Origin of the sequence: Henriciella marina DSM 19595 (genome assembly GCF_000376805.1) — a bacterium.
GTDB lineage: Bacteria > Pseudomonadota > Alphaproteobacteria > Caulobacterales > Hyphomonadaceae > Henriciella > Henriciella marina.
This window is the reverse complement of sequence record NZ_AQXT01000002.1, coordinates 2,340,830-2,359,626: the sequence shown is the minus strand read 5'-3', so window position 1 is coordinate 2,359,626 and position 18,797 is coordinate 2,340,830. Positions and strand designations below refer to the sequence as shown.

Annotated in this window: 17 protein-coding genes; 8 read left to right on the top strand and 9 right to left on the bottom strand. The window is 61.4% G+C overall.

Going from position 1 to position 18,797, the window contains the following annotated elements:
- The first annotated feature begins 38 nt into the window (after positions 1-38).
- Together F550_RS0111640 and F550_RS0111635 are read left to right on the top strand one after the other, a co-directional pair.
- Positions 39-2,426, top strand: coding sequence for an FtsK/SpoIIIE family DNA translocase (locus F550_RS0111640; RefSeq protein ID WP_018148735.1), 2,388 nt, complete (start codon positions 39-41; stop codon positions 2,424-2,426).
- A 111-nt stretch (positions 2,427-2,537) separates the two neighbouring features.
- The gene (locus tag F550_RS0111635; RefSeq protein ID WP_018148734.1) at positions 2,538-3,380 is read left to right on the top strand and encodes a LolA family protein; all 843 of its coding nucleotides are present in this window, start codon (positions 2,538-2,540) and stop codon (positions 3,378-3,380) included.
- Positions 3,381-3,473: 93 nt separating this feature from the next.
- Here the strand turns inward: F550_RS0111635 and msrA are convergent, their stop codons facing one another.
- The 4 genes from msrA to F550_RS0111615 all read right to left on the bottom strand — a co-directional run bounded on the left by msrA (position 3,474) and on the right by F550_RS0111615 (position 7,652).
- Positions 3,474-4,142 (bottom strand): peptide-methionine (S)-S-oxide reductase MsrA, encoded by a 669-nt coding sequence (gene msrA / locus F550_RS0111630; RefSeq protein ID WP_018148733.1) that lies wholly within the window; start codon positions 4,140-4,142, stop codon positions 3,474-3,476.
- Between the two features lie 130 nt (positions 4,143-4,272).
- Positions 4,273-5,025 (bottom strand): YebC/PmpR family DNA-binding transcriptional regulator, encoded by a 753-nt coding sequence (locus F550_RS0111625; protein ID WP_018148732.1) that lies wholly within the window; start codon positions 5,023-5,025, stop codon positions 4,273-4,275.
- A gap of 137 nt (positions 5,026-5,162) precedes the next feature.
- The gene (locus tag F550_RS0111620) at positions 5,163-5,987 is read right to left on the bottom strand and encodes a TIGR00282 family metallophosphoesterase (RefSeq protein WP_026180732.1); all 825 of its coding nucleotides are present in this window, start codon (positions 5,985-5,987) and stop codon (positions 5,163-5,165) included.
- A 93-nt stretch (positions 5,988-6,080) separates the two neighbouring features.
- The gene (locus F550_RS0111615) at positions 6,081-7,652 is read right to left on the bottom strand and encodes a hypothetical protein (RefSeq protein ID WP_018148730.1); all 1,572 of its coding nucleotides are present in this window, start codon (positions 7,650-7,652) and stop codon (positions 6,081-6,083) included.
- Between the two features lie 63 nt (positions 7,653-7,715).
- On the opposite strand from F550_RS0111615, the gene F550_RS0111610 reads away from it, so the two are divergent.
- Positions 7,716-8,435, top strand: coding sequence for a M48 family metallopeptidase (locus tag F550_RS0111610; RefSeq protein WP_018148729.1), 720 nt, complete (start codon positions 7,716-7,718; stop codon positions 8,433-8,435).
- A 3-nt stretch (positions 8,436-8,438) separates the two neighbouring features.
- Here the strand turns inward: F550_RS0111610 and F550_RS0111605 are convergent, their stop codons facing one another.
- The 3 genes from F550_RS0111605 to F550_RS0111595 form a co-directional block, all read right to left on the bottom strand.
- Positions 8,439-10,367, bottom strand: coding sequence for a cation:proton antiporter (locus F550_RS0111605; protein ID WP_018148728.1), 1,929 nt, complete (start codon positions 10,365-10,367; stop codon positions 8,439-8,441).
- Between the two features lie 23 nt (positions 10,368-10,390).
- A complete protein-coding gene (locus tag F550_RS0111600) occupies positions 10,391-10,915 on the bottom strand; it encodes a hypothetical protein (protein ID WP_018148727.1) in 525 nt (174 codons plus the stop codon).
- A gap of 90 nt (positions 10,916-11,005) precedes the next feature.
- Complete coding sequence (locus F550_RS0111595) at positions 11,006-11,893, bottom strand: motility-associated protein (RefSeq protein ID WP_018148726.1); 888 nt, start codon at positions 11,891-11,893, stop codon at positions 11,006-11,008.
- A 133-nt stretch (positions 11,894-12,026) separates the two neighbouring features.
- Here F550_RS0111595 and F550_RS0111590 point away from each other — a divergent pair, with 133 nt between their 5' ends.
- Positions 12,027-13,319: an MFS transporter gene (locus tag F550_RS0111590; RefSeq protein WP_018148725.1), complete on the top strand. Its 1,293-nt coding sequence runs from the start codon at positions 12,027-12,029 to the stop codon at positions 13,317-13,319.
- A 3-nt stretch (positions 13,320-13,322) separates the two neighbouring features.
- On the opposite strand, the gene F550_RS0111585 is transcribed toward F550_RS0111590, so the two are convergent.
- Entirely contained in the window at positions 13,323-14,759 is a 1,437-nt protein-coding gene (locus F550_RS0111585) for a lytic murein transglycosylase (RefSeq protein WP_169332267.1), read from the bottom strand.
- A gap of 110 nt (positions 14,760-14,869) precedes the next feature.
- On the opposite strand from F550_RS0111585, the gene ykgO reads away from it, so the two are divergent.
- The 4 genes from ykgO to F550_RS0111570 are packed head-to-tail and all read left to right on the top strand — an operon-like array spanning position 14,870 to position 17,194.
- Positions 14,870-14,995, top strand: coding sequence for a type B 50S ribosomal protein L36 (gene ykgO, locus F550_RS18975; RefSeq protein ID WP_083910979.1), 126 nt, complete (start codon positions 14,870-14,872; stop codon positions 14,993-14,995).
- A gap of 7 nt (positions 14,996-15,002) precedes the next feature.
- Positions 15,003-15,659 carry an HAD family hydrolase gene (locus F550_RS0111580; protein WP_018148723.1) on the top strand — a complete coding sequence of 219 codons (657 nt, stop codon included), beginning with the start codon at positions 15,003-15,005 and terminating at the stop codon, positions 15,657-15,659.
- Entirely contained in the window at positions 15,660-16,241 is a 582-nt protein-coding gene (locus F550_RS0111575) for a tetratricopeptide repeat protein (protein WP_018148722.1), read from the top strand.
- On the top strand, positions 16,238-17,194 hold the full coding sequence (locus tag F550_RS0111570) for an alpha/beta fold hydrolase (RefSeq protein WP_018148721.1): 957 nt from the start codon (positions 16,238-16,240) through the stop codon (positions 17,192-17,194). Before F550_RS0111575 ends, F550_RS0111570 begins: the two co-directional genes overlap by 4 nt.
- On the opposite strand, the gene F550_RS0111565 is transcribed toward F550_RS0111570, so the two are convergent.
- The gene (locus tag F550_RS0111565; protein WP_018148720.1) at positions 17,182-18,771 is read right to left on the bottom strand and encodes an alkaline phosphatase; all 1,590 of its coding nucleotides are present in this window, start codon (positions 18,769-18,771) and stop codon (positions 17,182-17,184) included. The two genes, F550_RS0111570 and F550_RS0111565, sit on opposite strands and share 13 nt — an antisense overlap.
- Positions 18,772-18,797 lie beyond the last annotated feature (26 nt).

Genomic DNA, 18,797 nt, shown 5'->3' with positions numbered 1-18,797 from the left:
TTCATCAAAGACCCGGAGCTGACGGAATAGTTCACCCCATGGCCACGACGACCGCAGAAACCCCAAGCGCCGCCAATCGCGAAGTCTCCGATCCGGCCTGGCGCATCCTCACAGGCACGGCCGCCTTCGCGCTTGGCGTTCTGATCTGCGGCAGTGTCGGCACCCATCAGCCCACCGATCCGAGCCTCAATGCTGCAACGGCGCTGGAGGTCAGCAATCTCTTCGGAAATACAGGCGCGATCCTGGCGGACCTTGCCTTGCAGACATTTGGCTTTGCGGCCTGGATGGCGGGGCTCTGCCTGATGATTGGCGGGGCCATGCGCGCGGTGCTGATAGGGGCGCCGCGTATCCGGCGCTGGATGTTTGGCGCGGCCTTCATTCCTGTGCTCGCTGCGATGCTATCTGCGTTTCCGGTGCCTGCCTCCTGGCCATTCTGGACCGGCATGGGCGGGCTTGTCGGTGACAGTCTATTTTCGCTGGTCGTTGTGCCTTTCAAGGCGCTGCTCTTGCCGGCGCCAGCTTTTCTGGCCGGCCTTGCCCTTGGCATCGGTGCCTTCCTGCTGGGAGCCGCAGCGCTTGGTTTCAGGCGCGGCGATGCCGGTCTCATCCAGTCGGCCGCGAGCAGCTCCGGCAGACGCGCCATGGGCCGCGTGGGCAGTGCCGCAAACGGTATCGGCAGGCTTTTTGGCGGCCTCTTCTCTGGCCGTCGTTCCGGCCAAGAAGAACCAGAAGCTTACGGTCATGATGACCGGATGGCCGACCTTGGCGCGGCGCCTCAGTTTGATGATGAGGATGGTTATGAGGAAGAGGAAGACGATCTTCCGCTCGCCGTCACCAAACCGAAAGTTTCACAAAGGCAGGCCCCTCAACCGGCTGAACCGATTACGACCAAGAGCGGCAAACGCAAGCGCGCGAGCCGCCTTCCCGCTCTCGACCTTCTCGGCGTTCCGCCCGGACGCCGCAGTTCCATCGACGAAGACAGCCTCCTGACCAAGGCGAACAGGCTTGCCGAAGTGCTGCGCGAGTTTGGCGTCCGCGGGCGGATTAAGGAAGTACGCCCTGGCCCGGTCGTCACCCTTTTTGAGCTTGAGCCTGCTGCCGGGGTCAAATCGGCGCGGGTGATCTCACTTGCCGATGACATTGCCCGCTCGATGAGCGCTGTGTCGGCGCGTGTTGCCGTCATTCCGGGAAAGAATGCCATCGGCATCGAACTGCCGAATGATGAGCGCGAGACCGTGTACCTGCGCTCGCTCTTGTCTGCGTCGGCCTACGCCAACAACAAGTCACCTCTTCCAATGGCGCTTGGCGAGGATATTGGCGGTACGCCGACCGTGGTGGATCTTTCGAAGATGCCCCACCTCTTGATCGCGGGCACGACCGGCTCGGGTAAATCGGTGGGGGTCAATGCAATGATCCTGTCGCTGATCTACAGGCTGACGCCGGAACAGTGCCGTTTCATCATGATCGACCCCAAGATGCTGGAGCTGTCGATCTATGAGGGCATCCCGCATCTGCTGGCCCCTGTCGTGACCGACCCGAAAAAGGCAGTGAACGCCCTGCAATGGACGGTACGGGAGATGGAAGGCCGTTATGAGCTGATGTCGAAGGCAGGCGTCCGTAATCTTGCAGGCTTTAACGAGAAGGCGGCCCGCTACCGCGAGAAGGGTGAGCAGCTCACCCGCAAGGTCCAGACTGGCTATGATGAGCGCGGCAAGCCTGCCTATGAAACCGAAATCCTGTCGATCGAGCATATTCCGAACATCGTCGTCGTCATCGACGAGATGGCAGATCTGATGATGGTTGCGGGCAAGGAGATCGAAGGCTGTATCCAGCGACTGGCGCAGATGGCGCGGGCAGCTGGCATTCACCTCATCACGGCGACGCAGCGGCCATCCGTCGATGTCATCACCGGCACCATTAAAGCGAACTTCCCGACGCGGATTTCCTATATGGTGACAACCAAAATCGACTCGCGCACCATTCTGGGCGAGCAGGGCGCTGAGCAGCTGCTGGGTATGGGCGACCTCCTCTATCAGGCGGCAGGCGTGAAAACAAAGCGTCTACACGGTCCGTTCGTGTCGGATGAAGAGGTTGAGACCGTGGTTGGCTGGCTGAAAGAACAGGGCGAACCCGACTATAACGAAAACATTCTGGAAGAGCCCGATGAAGGCGGAACCGGCAGCGCCATCATGGATGCGATGCTGGGTGTTTCGACCGGTGACGGCGATGATGACCTCTATGCCCAGGCCATGGCGATCGTCATTCGCGACAAGCGCGCCTCGACCTCCTACATCCAGCGCCGTTTGAAGATCGGCTATAACAAGGCTGCGACCCTGATCGAGCGGCTCGAAGAGGAAGGCGTGATTTCCGCGCCCAATCATGCCGGCAAGCGAGAAATCCTGGCGCGGGACACGCCGTCCGACTGAGCGTACTGACCTGAACCGGGCACAACGAAACGCGGCGGAAATACCTTAATTCAGCCCTGTTTTGCGGCCCCTCAGGGACCTATGTTTCATGGCCAAGACAGGAGAACGAGCATGACGCCTCTATTCCCGACGCTTACGGCCATCCTCGCTTTCGGAGCCGGTCCGTTCGCGCTCACAACAGATTTTTCCGCTGCGGCCCAGCCGCAGCTTTCCTGGCGTACTGCCAGCGCAATAAGCGCGCCCGCAGCTGCGACACAGGTCGCCAGCCCGGCACCTGCCCAGTTGGTGCTTGCGCAGGAGACCAGCGCAGAGGTGCCTGTGACGGGCGTTGCGCCAGATCCGGTGCCGCCGCGTGCCGAAAAGACCCCAACGGCTCAGCAGGCAGCCGACTCCAATGCGGTTTCAGCAACCGAACGGCGCGCCATCCTGAAGGCGGCGGCCGCGTCGCTGTCGGCAGCAGAGACCGCGCGCGGTCGGTTCACCCAGGTCTCGCCGAATGGGGCGTACACTGAAGGTGACTTTGCCCTTCAGCGCCCCGGACGGATGCGGTTCGACTATGACGAGCCGACACCGATCCTGATCGTCGCAAATGGCACGACCGTGGCGATGGAAGACAGCGACCTTGAAACGGTTGACCGCGTTCCGCTGGCATCGACGCCGCTTGGGCTCATCCTCGACGATGAGCTGGATTTCGAAACCGAAGCCCGCGTCACCGATGTGCGCAAGACGCCAAGCGAGATTGCCATCACGATGCAGGACCGGTCCGGCGAGGCAGAGGGCGAAGTCACGCTCTATTTCGATCCGGCGAGCTACCAGCTGATGAGCTGGCGCGCCCTCGATGCGAACCGTCAGGTCACGCGTGTGGCGCTGCAGGATATCGAGACGAATGTCAGGCTGAGCCCACGGCTCTTCCGGCTGGATGACCCGGCCGATGAGGAAGAAGACGAGCGCTAGACGCCAAGCTCTTACCTCAAAATCAGAAAAGCCCCGCAGTTTCAGCACTGCGGGGCTTTTTAAAATTCGTGATCCGAAAGGCTGTGAGCTCTGCTAGCCCGCGCTGTCTGGCAGCCGCATTGCAGCGTCGCCCCAGAGGTCTTCCAGACGCGCATCGCGCCCGCAACTATTGCGGTAGAAGCGATATTTTACGGGCGTCGTACGGTAATAGTTCTGGTGATAATCCTCAGCGGGCCAGAAAGTCTGCTCGTCCAGCACTTTGGTGACGACCGGGGCTGGCAGCGTTCCAGCGTCCTCAATCTCCTTGATCTCGGCCTCGACGACGCCGCGCTCTTCAGCGTCGTCCACGAAGACGGCGGTGCGATAGCTTGCGCCCTTGTCGCAGAACTGACCGTCGGGGTCAGTCGGGTCGATGGTACGGAAGTAGTAGTCGACCAGCTCTTCATAGCTCACCTTGGCTGGATCATAGCTGACTTCGACCGCTTCATAATGACCCGTCCCGCCCCGCGTAACCTGCCGGTAGGTCGGATCGTCGACTGTGCCGCCCGTATAGCCAGAAACGGTTGAGACAACGCCGGAGAGCTTGTCGAAATCGGCTTCGGTGCACCAGAAACAGCCGCCTGCGAAGATGGCGGTTTGGACATTCGCGCTTGGCGGCGGCAGGGTGCTGGCTTCTTCGGCCATGGCGCTCCAGACGAATGCGCCGCCGGCCGCGAGGGTGCCAGCCGCAATGGCGACGATTGTGGTTTGAGAAAATTTCATTGGGCATTCCCAGGGGTAAACGTGTGATTTGCCCGGAATATGGAGGCCGAACTGTCTATTTCGAGACGTGCACTGCAGGCCTCACGCAATGGTGAAGTTGCGTGAGGCCTCTCAGGTAAATCCGTGAGCGCTAGCTGGAGAGACGCTCGATTTCGGCGTCCGAAAGCTCGGAGTTGTCATAGACGTTCTGGACGTCATCGAGCTCATCGAGAACATCGAGCAGCTTCATCAGCGTGTCGGCATGATCGCCCTCGACCGGCACATTGTTCTGCGGCTTCCAGATCAGCTGGGTGGACTTGGCTTCGACCTCGCCGAACTTGCCCTCAAGCGTCGAGGCGACATCTGTAAGGTCCTCGCGCTCTGTATAAATCCAGTGGTTTTCTTCGTCGGTCTCGACGTCTGTCGCACCGGCTTCGATCGCCGCTTCCATGACTTCCATCTCATCGCCAGCCTCGACCGGGTACTGGATCTCGCCAACCTGTTCGAAGCCGAAGGAAACAGAGCCTGTCTCGCCGAGATTGCCGCCATTCTTTGAAAAGGCAGACCGGATCTCGCTCGCTGCGCGGTTCTTGTTGTCGGTCGAGGCCTCGACGATGATGCCAACGCCGCCCGGGCCAAAGCCTTCATATCGGATGTCGAAATATTCTTCGCCAGCGCCGCCCTGGCCCTTGTCGACCGCGCGCTTGATATTGTCCTTGGGCATGGACTGGCCGCGCGCATTGTTTATCGCAAGGCGCAGGCGCGGATTGGCGTCAGGGTCGGGTCCGCCGAGTTTCGACGCAATCGTGATTTCCTTGGACAGGCGCGCAAAGAGGGCAGCGCGTTTCTTGTCCTGCGCGCCCTTGCGGTGCTGGATGTTGGCCCATTTCGAATGTCCGGCCATGAAACCCTCGCAAAGCTGGAATGATCTGATGTCAGTGGCGTGGGGATAAAGCAGCCACCGCGAATTTTAAAGCTATGGATGCAGGGCCCTGTAATGACAAGCAAGTCTAAAGGCCGTTGGGCCAGGGCCTCGCGCCTCTAGTTCGCGGGGATCGCTTCAGCCAGCCGCCCGCCAATGCGGATTGGCTCAATGCGTTTTGCAAGGCCGGTGGCGTCGTCTGTCTCTACATAGACCCCGCAAAGCGTGCCTTCGCCGAGCGCGGGCGCATAGCGGTCTCCGGGCAGCTGGGTCGCAAAGCGTTGAACCGAGTTTTCCTTTTTCATGCCGATGACGCTGTCATAGTCACCGCACATGCCGGCATCCGTCTGATAGCCGGTTCCGCCTTCAAGGATCATGATGTCGGCTGTGGGCACGTGCGTGTGGCTGCCAACGACAAGGCTGGCGCGCCCGTCGCAATGATGGCCCATCGCCATTTTCTCGCTGGTCGCTTCGCAATGGATGTCGACGATCATCGCATCGACCGCGAGGCCGAGCGGCATATCGTCGAGGACGCGGTCTGCATGCTGGAATGCGTTTTCAAGCTGTTGCTTCATGAAGACATTGCCCTGCAGCTGGGCAACGCCAACCCTCCGGCCGTCATTGAGCACGAAGACATGTGCGCCTTTTCCGGGCGCACCAGCGGCGGCAGGGTAGTTGGCAGGACGAAGGAGGCGTGGTTCGCGCGCAATATATGTCATTGCCTCGCGCTGGTCCCAGGCATGATCGCCAAGGGTAAGACAGTCAGCGCCCGCATTGAAGAAATCACCCGCGATGGATTCGGTCAGGCCGAAGCCGCCCGCCGCATTTTCACCGTTCACCACGACGAAATCGAGCTGCAGGTCACGCCGCAGGCCGGGCAGGTAATCCATCACCGCAGCGCGGCCCGGTTTACCAACGACATCTCCAAAATAAGCAAGTTTCATGGGCGCCAGATATGCGCTCTCGCTTGCCAAAAGAAAAGGCGCGCCCTTCAGTTCAAAGGGCGCGCCTGATGCGTTTGTCGTCTGGTGCGCCGACTATTCGTTGGTCGCCGAGAAGCCGAGATAATCCTTGGTGATCATGCTTGGATCTTCCATCTCTGCGAGGCTCGCCATCGAAAGAGGCTCGTCAGGCGCGACCATGATGGTCAGCGTCTTCGGATCCTGGATGAAGGAGGAAAGCGCCGTCCCGATCTCCGTTGCGATCGCCGTATCGATGCCGGACTGTTGCGCCATAAGCGGGGCCATACCCATCATCTGCGCGACCTGATTGCGCATCTGCTCAGGGTCCTGGCCCTGCTGGGTAGCGATTGCGTTGAAGACGCGGTCAACGAGGCTGTCATCGGTGATGCGCAGCTCAAACTTGCCGATCTCAAGCGCGCCGAGAGCCTCCTGGACCACCATCGGGTCTGGCTCGTCGCCTTCCGAAAGGTTTTCCATGTCCATGGAAGCCATCAGCTGCTGATTGAAGTCAGCGTAACCGATGAATTCACCGCCATAGGAGAAGCGGGCGCCATCAACCAGTTCAAAATAGTTGTCGGCAGCTTCGAATTCGACAATGTCGGCTTCCGGGTCGTAATTGCTGATGCTGGCAGCCCGAAGCTCAATGTTTTCGTAGCCGACCATGCTGAGGCTTTGCGACAGGCTCTGGCCAATCTCACCGCCATCGGGGTCGGCGTCTAGCGTCATGCTGAGCGGCTCGACGACGTAACGGACAGGCTCGCCGTCACTATTACGCTCGACATAGGCATCCATCGACGGCATCGCGAAGCTCATGCCCTCGCCCTCAAAGGACAGATTGTCCAGCGAGAACCGGTCATAGCCAGGCTCCATCGGATTGTTCATCGCCACACCCATAAGGGCTGCGACCATACCATCCTCGTCGCCTGAATTTTCCTGCATGGCTTTCAGAAAGCTGAGATCGGCGCCGGAAACCGTCACGGAGTCGAGGCCACCTTCAAACGCCATGTCGTTTTCGTCGACGAGATCGAATGTGATGCCGGTCAGTTCTGCAAACGCGGCACGCTGGTCCTCAACGTCGCGCATCTGGATCGAGCCGATCGTGTAGGTGCCCTCGGCGTCTGTACCGGAGAATTCACCGGCAACGTCTGAAACGGCCCACGCGTCGAACGAGATGTCTTCGACAGCCGGGAAGTCAGCAGGCTCCCCTGTGCCCATGGAGGACGCAACCCAGGCCGAAAGGGCGGGGGATGGATTGATGAGTTCAATCTCGCCCACGCCAACAGAGGTGGTGTCCGCCGCCTCCGGGGCATTGATCGTGATGCCGCTGAAACTCATGCGCGAGAAGGAAGCCTGGCCCTCGACCATGTCGAGGCCTTCGAAGACCAGCGAGTCGGCGGTGAAGCCTTCTACGCTTGCCAGCGTGACGTTCGTGAAGGTGGCGTTAGCGCCATCGACTTCCTTGGTTTCATACGCAATGACGCCGTCACCGGAATTGGTCAGCATCATTGCGGAAATCACGTCCGGCGCTTCAGCCGCATCGCCTTCACGCAGGCTGATTTCGCCAATTTCTTCTGGTGCTGAGGCGTTTGTCTGGTCGCACGCGGTAAGGACAGCAACAGCTGCAACCCCGCAAAGCAGATATTTCATGATGGGTTTCCCTAGTGTCTTTAGTAACGATAATGCTCATCGCACCGCAGCCCGAGACTTATCATGTTTGTCGATAAAGACCAGTGCCTCACCCTGACCTCGCCAGAGGGCGAAGACATCAATGTGCGCATCGAGATCAATCCTCGTGCGAAACGCCTGATCTTGAGGCTGGACGAGGCCAGGCGCGAAGCCGTGGCGGTCGCCCCGTCGAAACGACACGTAAAAGCGGCGGCCCGATTTGCCAGTGAGCGGCGGGACTGGATCGTTTCGCGCCTGGCGCAGCTTCCGGCGCTGACGGGTCTTCAGCCCGGCGCTGTTTTCAGCCTGCGCGGGGCGCCTTGTACCATTTGCGTAGAGGGGCCGGGACGGCGCGCGAGCCTTGAGCCCGGCGATCCTCAGACACTATGTCTGCCGGGTGATCCAGAAACCGCAGGCCGCCGGGCGGCGCGGTTTCTCAAGAAGGCCGCGCGAGAGGATCTTTCCGAGGCCGTGGAGCGTCATTGCGCGGCCCTGGGCGTTGCGGCGCGCCGTGTCAGCGTCAAGGATACACGCTCGCGCTGGGGCTCATGCACCTCCGATGGCGGACTTGCCTTCTCCTGGCGGCTCATCATGGCGCCTGCGAGCGTCCTTGATTACGTCGCCGCCCATGAATGCGCGCATCTGCTGGAAATGAACCACAGCCCGCGCTTCTGGGCGCACGTCTCTACGTGCTGTCCTGGCTGGAAGGCAGAGCGCAAGTGGCTGCGCACGCATGGCCGCGCGCTTCACGCGGTCTCGGTGTAGCCGTCAGGTTTTCTGAGGTTCATCGACCTTCGGATCTGATGTGGCTGGCTCTTCTGCAGGCGCAGCTGGTTGCGGCTGGTGATCAGGCGCGAAGCTTATGATTGTCGCGCCTTCCCCGCCCCGGGCCTCACGGCTCGGGCCAAGCAGGACCAGCGTCCCATCCGGACGGATCTCGCCAACGAGATCTCCCTTGGGGCGCTCGGCCATATATTGCTCCAGCGTGTACTTCTCCGTGAGGCGCGTGCGCGAGAAATTCCAGCCGCGATACTGGTCCCGGATCAGGCCATCATATGTCCGGCCCCGGCGGATGAGTGTGCGGCCGCGCGCCGAGGAGCCAACCGACTTGTCATCGGTTTCGTCGCCTTCGGACAGGGATAGCTGGTAAACGCGGTGGCGGCCAACTTCAGGCGCAAACTGGCTACAGACCAGCGCATTGTGGCTGTCATTTGTGGAGAGCGCGACAACGGTTGCAAAGCGCGAATGGTCGAGCCGGATTTCAGCGTCTTCTGAGAGGACCTCTCCGAGGAAGGTATCAAGACCTGCCTCGCGGGCCGGGCGCAGGCGCCGGTAATTGCTGTCAGCGACGATGACATCGATCTTCACCGATTTGAGTGCCTTTGCGAATTCGATACTCCATGAATTCGCGCCAACAAGAAGCACGCCCGGCTTTTCAGATCGGGCAAGGCCGAGCTTCCTGGCAAGCGGGCCGATGGTAAAACCGTGCAGGACCACCGTCGTGAACACCATCGCGAACGCAAGCGGCACAATCTGGTCAGCGCCGGAGAAATAGAAGCGGCCTTCACGCGAGAGGTCGACAAGCAGCGACCCGAAGAGACCGGAGACCGCGACGGCGACGATACCGCGCGGCGCGATCCAGCCGAGAAGCAAGGCTTCCTTGCGGTTCAGCGTGCCTGCCGTGGCAATCCAGACAGAGAGCGGGCGAACCACGAACAGCATGACCACAAGGAACATCAGCGTGTTCATGTTGAGCGCCGACATGATGGTCGACGGGGTGAGGTCCGCCGTCAGGATGACGAAGACGCCAGACACGAGGAGGACGGCGATGTCTTCCTTGAACTTTCGAAGTTCAGAAAGGTCTGCCAGCTTCGAATTGGCGAGCGTCATGCCATAGGCGGTGACCGCGACCAGGCCGATTTCCTTTTCGACCTGCTCAGCCAGCGCGTAGCAGAGAATGATCGACGCGAAGATAAGCGGGGCCTTGAGGTATTCGGGTGTCCAGCCATTGCGGAAGGCCCGAGACATGCCAAGACCGAAGACGATACCAAGCGCGACACCTATGCCAGCCGCCGCAAGGACCCAGAGGCCAGCGCCCAGCATCGACTCGCCCTGACTGGCAACGCGGATGATCTCATAGGCAGATACGGCGAAGAGGGCGCCGATCGGGTCGTTGACGATGCCTTCCCATTTCAGGAACTGCGCCGGGCGTCCGGAGAGTTTTGACTGGCGCAATAGCGGCATGATCACTGTCGGGCCGGTCACGACCATCACCCCTGCAAACACGATCGCGCTTGCCCAGTCGAGGCCAGCGGCGTAGCGCGCGGCCAACGACCCGAAGAACCACGCCAGCGGACCACCGAAGAACACCACACGGCGCACGGCCGCACCAGCATCGCGCAGGTTCTGGAATTTCAGGATCAGGCCACCTTCGAACAGGATGACCGCGACACACAAGGAGACAATCGGCCGGAGGAGATCTCCGAAGGTGGAAGACGGATTAAGTAGCGGTTCGCCGAAGGCAAGCTGCCAGACCGGGCCGGCGGCAAGGCCAGCAAGCGCCATGAGCACGATGGCCGGTGCCTGGATACGCCAGGCCAGCCACTGGGCGCCGAGACCAAGTGCACCGATGAGCGCGCAGGCGAAAATCAGGCTTTCAGAGCCCGTACCAGCAAGAATAAGGTTCAGATCAGGCATAGGTTTTTCGGGGTCCGTGCGGTTCAGGCCGTAGCTTCGGGGTCGTCGCGCGAGAAGTCGAAACCGATCTCGCGGGTCCCGTAATCGCCTGCCTCGTAATGATCCATCGTCGCCTGGAACCAGGTCTTCAGATGATTGAAAAGGTAATCAAAGAGGCGGGTGGAGTCCTGTTCGGTTAGCGGAAGGTCAAGCGTAAAGGACTCCCCGCCTTGAATGTCCAGAACAAAACGATCCCCGATCTTCTGGCACTGCGTCGTGATGCGAATCCAGTCAGTGCCGCCGGTGACGCGAACAGCGAGGCCGAAAGCAACCGGTCCGAGAGGTCGAAAGCCCTTTGGCGGCACGGAAAAGGCCTTATCGCCATAGGGCTTGGGCTGGAACTCGCCAACCGGTGGGACAAGCTGGACGCAGATGCCATCGGACGCATCGAGATAATCGCAGAAGCCGCCGCGCACTTCTTCGGCGAGCTGGCGCACGCGCGCATAATTCTCCGCCGCAAGATCCTGATAGGTCTTCGCGATGGCCTTCAATTCGTCGAAACGGGACATGCAGGCACTCCGGCTGCCTTCTGGATGTCGGGAGAAACTAGGGCTGCCGGTATGCAAATACGAGTCGGGGTGTGAATTTAGTCAGCCCGTTCAGGCGACGCGGTCGCGGCGGCGGACCGGGAAAGGCTCGACATTGGCCTGCGTTCCGTCGATGTCTTCCACGGACGGACGAAGGTGAACCGGCAGGCCGGCACGCGCCAGCTCAACAGCCGTGGCCGGGGCAATGCCCTCATGCCAGGCGGTGATGACCGTCTTGATGGTTTCGAGATACTGCATCTCTTCATCAACGACCTGTCCGAAACGGGCGGCAAGCGGCCCGACGAGGCCATAGGCGAGGAAGACACCAAGGAAGGTGCCGAGAAGCGCCGTCGCAATCATCGGCCCAAGTACGTCAGGCGACTGATCAATCTGGCTCATCGTCTTGATAATGCCAAGCACCGCGGCAACGATACCTAGCGCGGGCAGCGCGTCAGCCAGTGAATTGAGCGCTCCAACGGCGCGGTGACGGGTCTGCGCGGCTGAGGCGACCGCGTCTTCAAGATGCGCCGCGACGGGAGATTTGCCGCCCGGGTTGAGGGCGTGCAGGCGCAGGCTGTCGGTGATCAACGAGGTTGCCGCGCGATCAGCAAGAAGACGGGGGCGGCTGGTGAACAGCCCAGAGGTTTCCGGCGTTTCGATATCTGCCTCAATCGCGATCATGCCGCCGCGCCGTGCCCGGCTCATCAGATCATTGAGGCCACTGAGCAGGTCTGAATAATCTTCGCGTTTCCATTTGGCGCCGCGCATGGCCTTGGGGATACCGGCGAGCGCATCGCCAGCAACGCGCGGCGAATTGCCAATCACAAGCGTTCCGACGCCAGCCCCACCGATCAGCGCCAGCTCGAATGGGAGCGCGCTGAAAAGGGCCGGGCTGCCCGTAAAGGCGAGGGCACCGGCAATGAGGACGACGACCATGACAAGGCCGATAAGCTGGAACATTCATGTCTCCGAGGACGGGTTCAGCCGATAGCCCTAGCGCGTCAGGCTTTAAATAAGGTTTCCGCCGCCGCACAAACCGGGCTGACGCGAAGGATGCGCTTGAATTTTCAACGGACCAGGCCGAAGAGAAGACATGACAGATCAGCCGCAGCCACAGCTTGGACGTGACCGGCCGGACCGCAGACCCGCGTTCCGGCTGCTCTTTTTTGCGCTCCTGGCTGTCGGGGCAGGCAACACGATGCTGGTCAGCGCGATCCTGCCGCCCTTGTCACGGGACCTTGGCTTGCCGGACTGGATGGCTGGGGCGATCTTCTCGCTGTCGGCGGCGCTCTGGGCAATTACGTCATCCTTCTGGGGGCGCAAGAGTAATGATTGGGGCAGGCGGCCCGTCGCGGCACTGGGCATGCTCGGCTTTTCAATCTCGATGCTGCTCTTTGGTACGAGCGCGGCGCTCGCCATGGCAGGCTACCTGCAGAGCTCGCTGGTCATCTTCTTCTGCCTGCTTGCGTCGCGAACCCTGTTTGGCCTTTTCGGTTCTGGCACCAATCCGGCGGCGCAGGCCTATATCGCCGACCGCACAAGCCGCGACAAACGTACCGAAGAGATCGCATCGCTGACATCGGGCTTCAGCTTTGGCGCTGTGGCAGGTCCTGCCTTCGCGGCCGCTGCGGGCGCTGTGTTCGGCCTGCTGACACCGGTTTTCATGATCAGTGCAGCGGCCGCGGTGCTTTCCTTCCTCATCTTTACGCGGCTGCCGGAGAAGACACCGCCGCGCAAGGAAGCGGGCCTCAAATCAACCGGTAAAAAGGAAGGCGACGGCCTCTGGCGCGATCCGCGCGTGATGCCTTACCTGATCTTCGCCATCGGCCTGTCGGTTGTGACCGGCGTGCTGACGCAGACCTTTGCTTTCGCCATCATGGACAAGATCGGCGTTGATGGCGCAGAGGCGATGCAGTTTACCGGCCCGGCCTATACGGTGGGGGCGGCCGGCACGCTCATCTCGCAGCTCGTCATCATTCCGCGCCTCAAGATGACCAATCGCACGCTTATGATTACAGGTGCCCTGACCCTGTCTGTCGGCGCGTTCCTGATCGTGCCGACGAACGAGTTTGCGGTCCTGGTCCTGGCCCAGTTCTTTGTCGGCATCGGCCAGGGTCTGGCGCGTCCGGGCTTTTCCAGCGGCGCGTCCCTGTCGGTCGGGTCAAGCCTGCAGGGCAATGTCGCCGGGCTTGTCATCTCGGCCAATGGCACAGGCTTTATCGTCAGCCCGTTCTTTGGCCCATGGATGTATGAGAACTTCCATCAGAGCGCGCCATTCATTGGGGCGGGCGTCGTGCTTCTGGTCATGGCGCTCTTTGCCCGCCGCGTCTTTCCGGCCAATCAGGTCTATCAGGACGACGATGATCAGCCGGAAATATACGATTAGCGCCTAGCTTCTGAGGCGGGACATGACCGCGTCGAGCGCAGGACGCGAGGGATAGCCATCTGCCACGAGCCCGTTGGCCTGCTGGAAGCGCCGGAGCGCCGCGCGCGTACCCGAACCTGCAATCCCGTCAACGCCGCCTGCATCGTAACCAAGCTGGTTCAGCGCAGCCTGGAGCTGTTTCACCTGGTCGAGGCTGAGGCGTTCGATGTCACGCGGCCATGAGGCGACCGGCCCGGTCTGGCCAGCAAGGCCATTTGCCAGAAGCCCGACCGCCAGCGCATAGCTGTTGGAGCGGTTATAGGTCTTGAAGACCTCGAAATTGCGGAAGAGCAGGTATTTCGGCCCGGTGGCACCGGCCGGCAGCCAGAGCTCTGCATAGTCGCTGGGGTCAACGCCGAAGCCACCCCCGCGAATCGGGCTGAGGCCTTCAGCGATCCAGGTCGAGAGGCGCCGGTCATTCCCGTCGGCCATTCCCCAGTCAAAGCCCTGCGGGGCAAGTACTTCGATGCCCCATGGCTGGTCGAAGCGGTAGCCGGAGGCTGACAGGTAATTTGCGGCTGACGCCAGCGCGTCGGGCGAAGAGGTCCAGACATTGGCGAGGCCGTCGCCGTCATAATCCTGCGCATAGGAGAGATAGGTCGACGGCATGAACTGTGTGTGGCCCATCGCGCCGGCCCAGCCGGAGCCAAGCTGGTCGAGCCGGGCATAGCCATTCTCGACGATTTTTGCGAGCGCCAGGATCTCGCCCTCGGCAAAGCTCCGGCGGCGGCCTTCCACGGCCATGTTGGCGAGCGTGTTGGCGGCGCTGAAGTCGCCCATATAGCCGCCGAAATTGGTTTCCATGCCCCAGATCGCGCTCAGCGCTTCCCGGTTGACGCCATAGGTCTGTTCCAGCTGGTCAAAAACCGGACCAAGCTCTGCAAGTTTCTGCCGGCCTGTTTCCAGACGATTGTCGGTGACGGCGGTCGCCAGATAGTCCCAGATTGCCTTGGAAAACTCGGCCTGGTTGGCAACTTCAGACCGGTCGTCCGGTCCGAGATAGATGTCGAGCGGGCGAATATCCTTCAGCAGGGCATAGAGAAGCGCCGGGTTCTGGCCGCGCGAGGTCGCACGCGCCACGAAGTCCTGGCGCCAGGCGTCCATGTCTGCATTGCCGGTTGGCGTGAAAGGGCCTGTGGGGCCAGAAAAGGCAGGCGTGCCAGGTGTTCCGCGAGGGTTACCGGGCGATGCAACTGTCGTGCGTTGAACCGGCGCGCTATAGGCGGCGCCGCTCTCTGCCGGCGCCTGCACGGTCGTGTGTGCGGCCTGCGGCTTTTGAGAGGGTGGAGTCGGCGCGGCGGTCTGCGGCGCTGGCTGCGGGGTCGCGGCGCAGGCGCCGATGAAGGCGGCCAATCCTGCGGCAAGTGTCCAGCGTTGTAGAACCCTGTTGGTACGCGTCATAACTAGCTTCTTCCTTTTGCTGTCGCAGTGCGTCAGCGGCGTTGACTCTGAATAGACCATTCTGTATCTGCCGCCCCTTACGAGTTTTCAAAGATCGCCGGGGCAGTCCGATGAAAGTTAAATCTTCACTCAAATCCTTGAGAACGCGTCACCGCGATTGCAAGGTCGTGCGCCGCAAGGGCCGCACTTACGTCATCAATAAAACCGACCCACGCTTTAAAGCAAAGCAGGGTTAAGCAGAAGATGACGTCGTCAGCGCCGGGCAGGGAAACCTCTGCCGGGTCTGGCGCTATTGTGCTTTTCGATCTCGGCAATGTCGTGATCGACTGGCTTCCCTTGCGCCTGTACCGCAAGATATTCCAGACCGAAGCAGAGGCGCAGGCCTTCTGCCGCGATGTCTGCAATATGGACTGGCATGTCGAGCATGACCGGGGCCGGACCTTTGCCGAAGGCGCGCGCCTGCTGAAGCAGGATTTCCCGCACTATTCAGACGAAATCGATGCCTGGCACGAACGCTGGTTCGAAATGTTTGACGGCTATGTCACCGGCGTGCCCGCGCTGATCGCGCGCCTCGAAGAAGCGCAGCTACCGCTCTACGCCCTTTCGAACATGTCAGCTGAAATCTGGCCGGAAACGGTCGAGCGATTCCCGATGCTGAAACTCTTTCGCGACGTGGTCGTCTCTGGTGAGGAAGAGCTGATCAAGCCGGACCCGGCTATCTATGCGCTTGCCCATCAACGCATGGGGCATCCAGACAAAAGCACTGTGTTCTTCATCGATGACAGCCTGAAGAATGTCGAGGCGGCGCGCGAATTCGGCTTTCGCGCATACCATTTTACGGACGCGGCGACACTGGAAGCGGCCCTGCTGAAAGAAGGCCTTTTGCAGCCTGCCGCCTGATTGCCGCAATCGGGCCTTGCCGAGACCGCAGCGACGATCATACTCAAGGGCATGCTGAAAGCGCTTTTCATCGCAAGTGTCATCTCTGTCAGCGGGCCGCAATACGGCCCGAGCGACGAGATGTTCGAAGAGCTGAAGTCCGCGCCCAGTGAAGAAGCTGCGACGAGCACCGCGCTCGATATCTGGGCCGCCTGGCTGGAAAGCGGGTCAGCTGCGGCAGATCTTGTCATGGAGCGGGCCGTCGAGGCCCAGTCGAACGGCGAGCTTGAGCTTGCCCATGAGCTTTACGACCGCGTTATCGCCATCCAGCCGGCCTATGCCGAAGCCTATAACCGGCGCGCCTCTGTCTTCCTGTTGGAGGAAAACTTGTCCGAGGCTCTGCGCGACGTGAATGAGACGCTTCGCCTGGAGCCGCGCCATTTCGGGGCATGGACAGGCCTGGGGCGCATCCTCGAAGAGCTTGGCGCCAAGGAAGAAGCCTTGGCAGCCTATCGAGAGGCGCTGAAAATTCATCCCACCCTCGAAGTTGCCCGCGCCGCGCAATCGCGCCTCAAGCGGGAGCAGAACGGACAGGGGCTTTGAAAATTATCCTTTCCGGCCTTCTGATCCTGCTCGCGCTTGGCGGTGTCGGCGCGTGCGTGCATAGCGCTGTCTACACCAATAATGTCGAGGAAAGGCATCCGCCCATTGGCGAGCTCGTCGAGGTAAACGGCTTGCCCGTTCACGTTATCCAGGCAGGCAGCGAGGGCCCGCCGGTGCTGATGATCCATGGTGCCTCGGCCAATGCGCGGGAATTCACCTTCACGCTGGCCCCGCGCCTGGAGCAGCATTTCCGCGTCCTGATGGCCGACAGGCCGGGTCATGGCTATTCGGGCCGCCCGGAAGCCGCAGAGACGCTAGCCGTTCAGGCCGCCCAGATGGCGGGTATTCTAGAGGCGTTTGCGCCCGATGAGAAAGCCGTCATCGTTGGACACTCCTATGGCGGGGCGGTGGCGCTTCGCGTGGCGCTCGACTATCCAGAGCTTGTCAGCGGCGTCGTGCTTCTCGCGCCCGTGACACATGACTGGGGCGGCGGCGGTGAGGCCTGGTACAATCAGGTGGCGGGCCCGCCGGTGATCGGCCCGGTCTTTTCCCAGCTTGTCCCGCTTGTCGGCCCGTCATTGGTCAAAAGCGGCATCGACAGCGTCTTCGACCCGCGCGAGGCGCCTGAAGACTATTATCCGGACTCTGCAACCGGGCTTCTTTTCCGCCCGCCCAACTTTCGCGCCAATGCAGACGACATGAATGCGCTTCAGGACGAGCTTGCCGCGCAGGAAAGCCGCTATGGCGAGCTTCAGATGCCGGTCGTCCTGTTTTCAGGCGCAAAAGACACAGTCATCGACCCGAAGCTGCATGCCGGGAAGATCAAGAATGAGGTCGATAATTTCGAACTCGTCAAACTACCGGATACCGGCCACATGCCGCATCACGATCATGGCGGCGAGGTTGCGGACGTCGTCCGCCGCCTCGCCGAAGCGCCTGATCAGTCTTCGTAGGCGACGAGGCCGCTCGACAGCCCCATGACATGAAAGATCTCATGCTGCTCGATCGTGCCGCGGAAAAGCTCTGCGCCCGGCCCACTGGCATAGACAGGAACGTCTTCGCCCGCATGTGTCTCGGAGCCTGAGAAGACCAGCGATTGCTGCTGGAAGTCCTTGTCCGTCGTGTCGACATCGGTGAGGTCTTCGCGCGCGCAGTCTTCCTCGCCCGGCGCACACCCTGTCTCGCCATTGGCATAGCCAAGCGTCGTGTAGGGCTTGCCGTCTTCGGCGCGCGCGACACCGCCCGGCCCATAGGCAACCTTGCCGAGGATCGGGTTGCCGCGCACCGGATAGCCCGCGATGGTCATCGTATGGGAGTGGTCGGCTGTCACGATGATGAGTGTCTCGCTCGGATCGGTCAGCTCAAGCGCTGTCTGAACAGCCTCATCGAGTGCTGCCGTATCGCCCAGCGCGCGCGCTGCGTTAACGCCGTGATGGGCGTGGTCGATGCGCCCACCTTCGACCATGAGGACGTAGCCATCTTCCTCTTGCGACAGACGGGTAATTGCGGCCTCTGTCAGTTCAGCGATCGAGGGTTCGCCCGCAGGGTCGTCGGCGCGGTCGAGTTCATACTGCATGTGAGATTGCTCGAAGAGGCCAAGCACGCGCGTATCGCTGGCAAAATCAACCGCGTCGAAACCGGCCTGATCGGTGACATAGACATGGTCTTGCGAAAGGCCCGTCCAGACTTTTGTCAGGTCAGCTTCGTCAAGTCTGCGCCCCGCGGGTCCATCGGTCTCAGGGTCGATGGCCGAGGCCGGGAAGAAGGCGCCGCGCCCACCGCCCAGAACGACTTCAAACCCGTCTCCTGCGTCCCATTCAACAAGCTGGCGTGCAATGTCGGCGCAGTCGCTGCCGCCAATCTCGGTGTCGTCTTCCCAGTTGCGGTCCGCGCTCTCAGCATAGGCCGAGGCCGGCGTCGCATGCGTAATCCGGGCGGTTGAGACGATGCCCGTGGCAAGGCCTGCATTCTCTGCGATCTCGAACAGCGAATCGGTGCTTTGCCCGGCGACAGACGCGCAATTGCCATAGGCAATGCCGGAGCGAAGGCCGAGCGTGCGGGAAAGCGTCTTGATGCCGGACACCATCGCCGTCGCTGTGGCGGCGCTGTCTGGCACCTGCGCGTCATGGCTGTAGGTCTTCGAGAAGGCCGAATAGGGCAGCCCCTCCATGGCGAGCCGGTAGCTTTCGCCGTCCACACCCGTCTGCTGGCCAGCATAGATGCGGCCCGCAGTCACCGTCGAAACGCCCATGCCGTCGCCGACGAAGAGAATGACATTCTTCGCGCGTGGCACAAAATTCTCTCCCGCACGGGCCTTCACCGCGCTGGAGGCGGCCACGTAATAGTCATCGCCTGCCTGCTGGGGAACTGTGCCAACGTTGCGGACAGCGGCCGGCTGGGTCGCTATTGGCGCGGCTGGCGCGACCGCAATGTCCTGCTCCGTCGGCGCGGCCGCGCACGCGGCAAGAACGAGCGCACTCGTCATGCCGAGTAGCAGAGGGCGTATGCTGGGAGAGAGGGTCTTGGTCATCGCGAAAGGTCTCCTGTTCAGGGGCG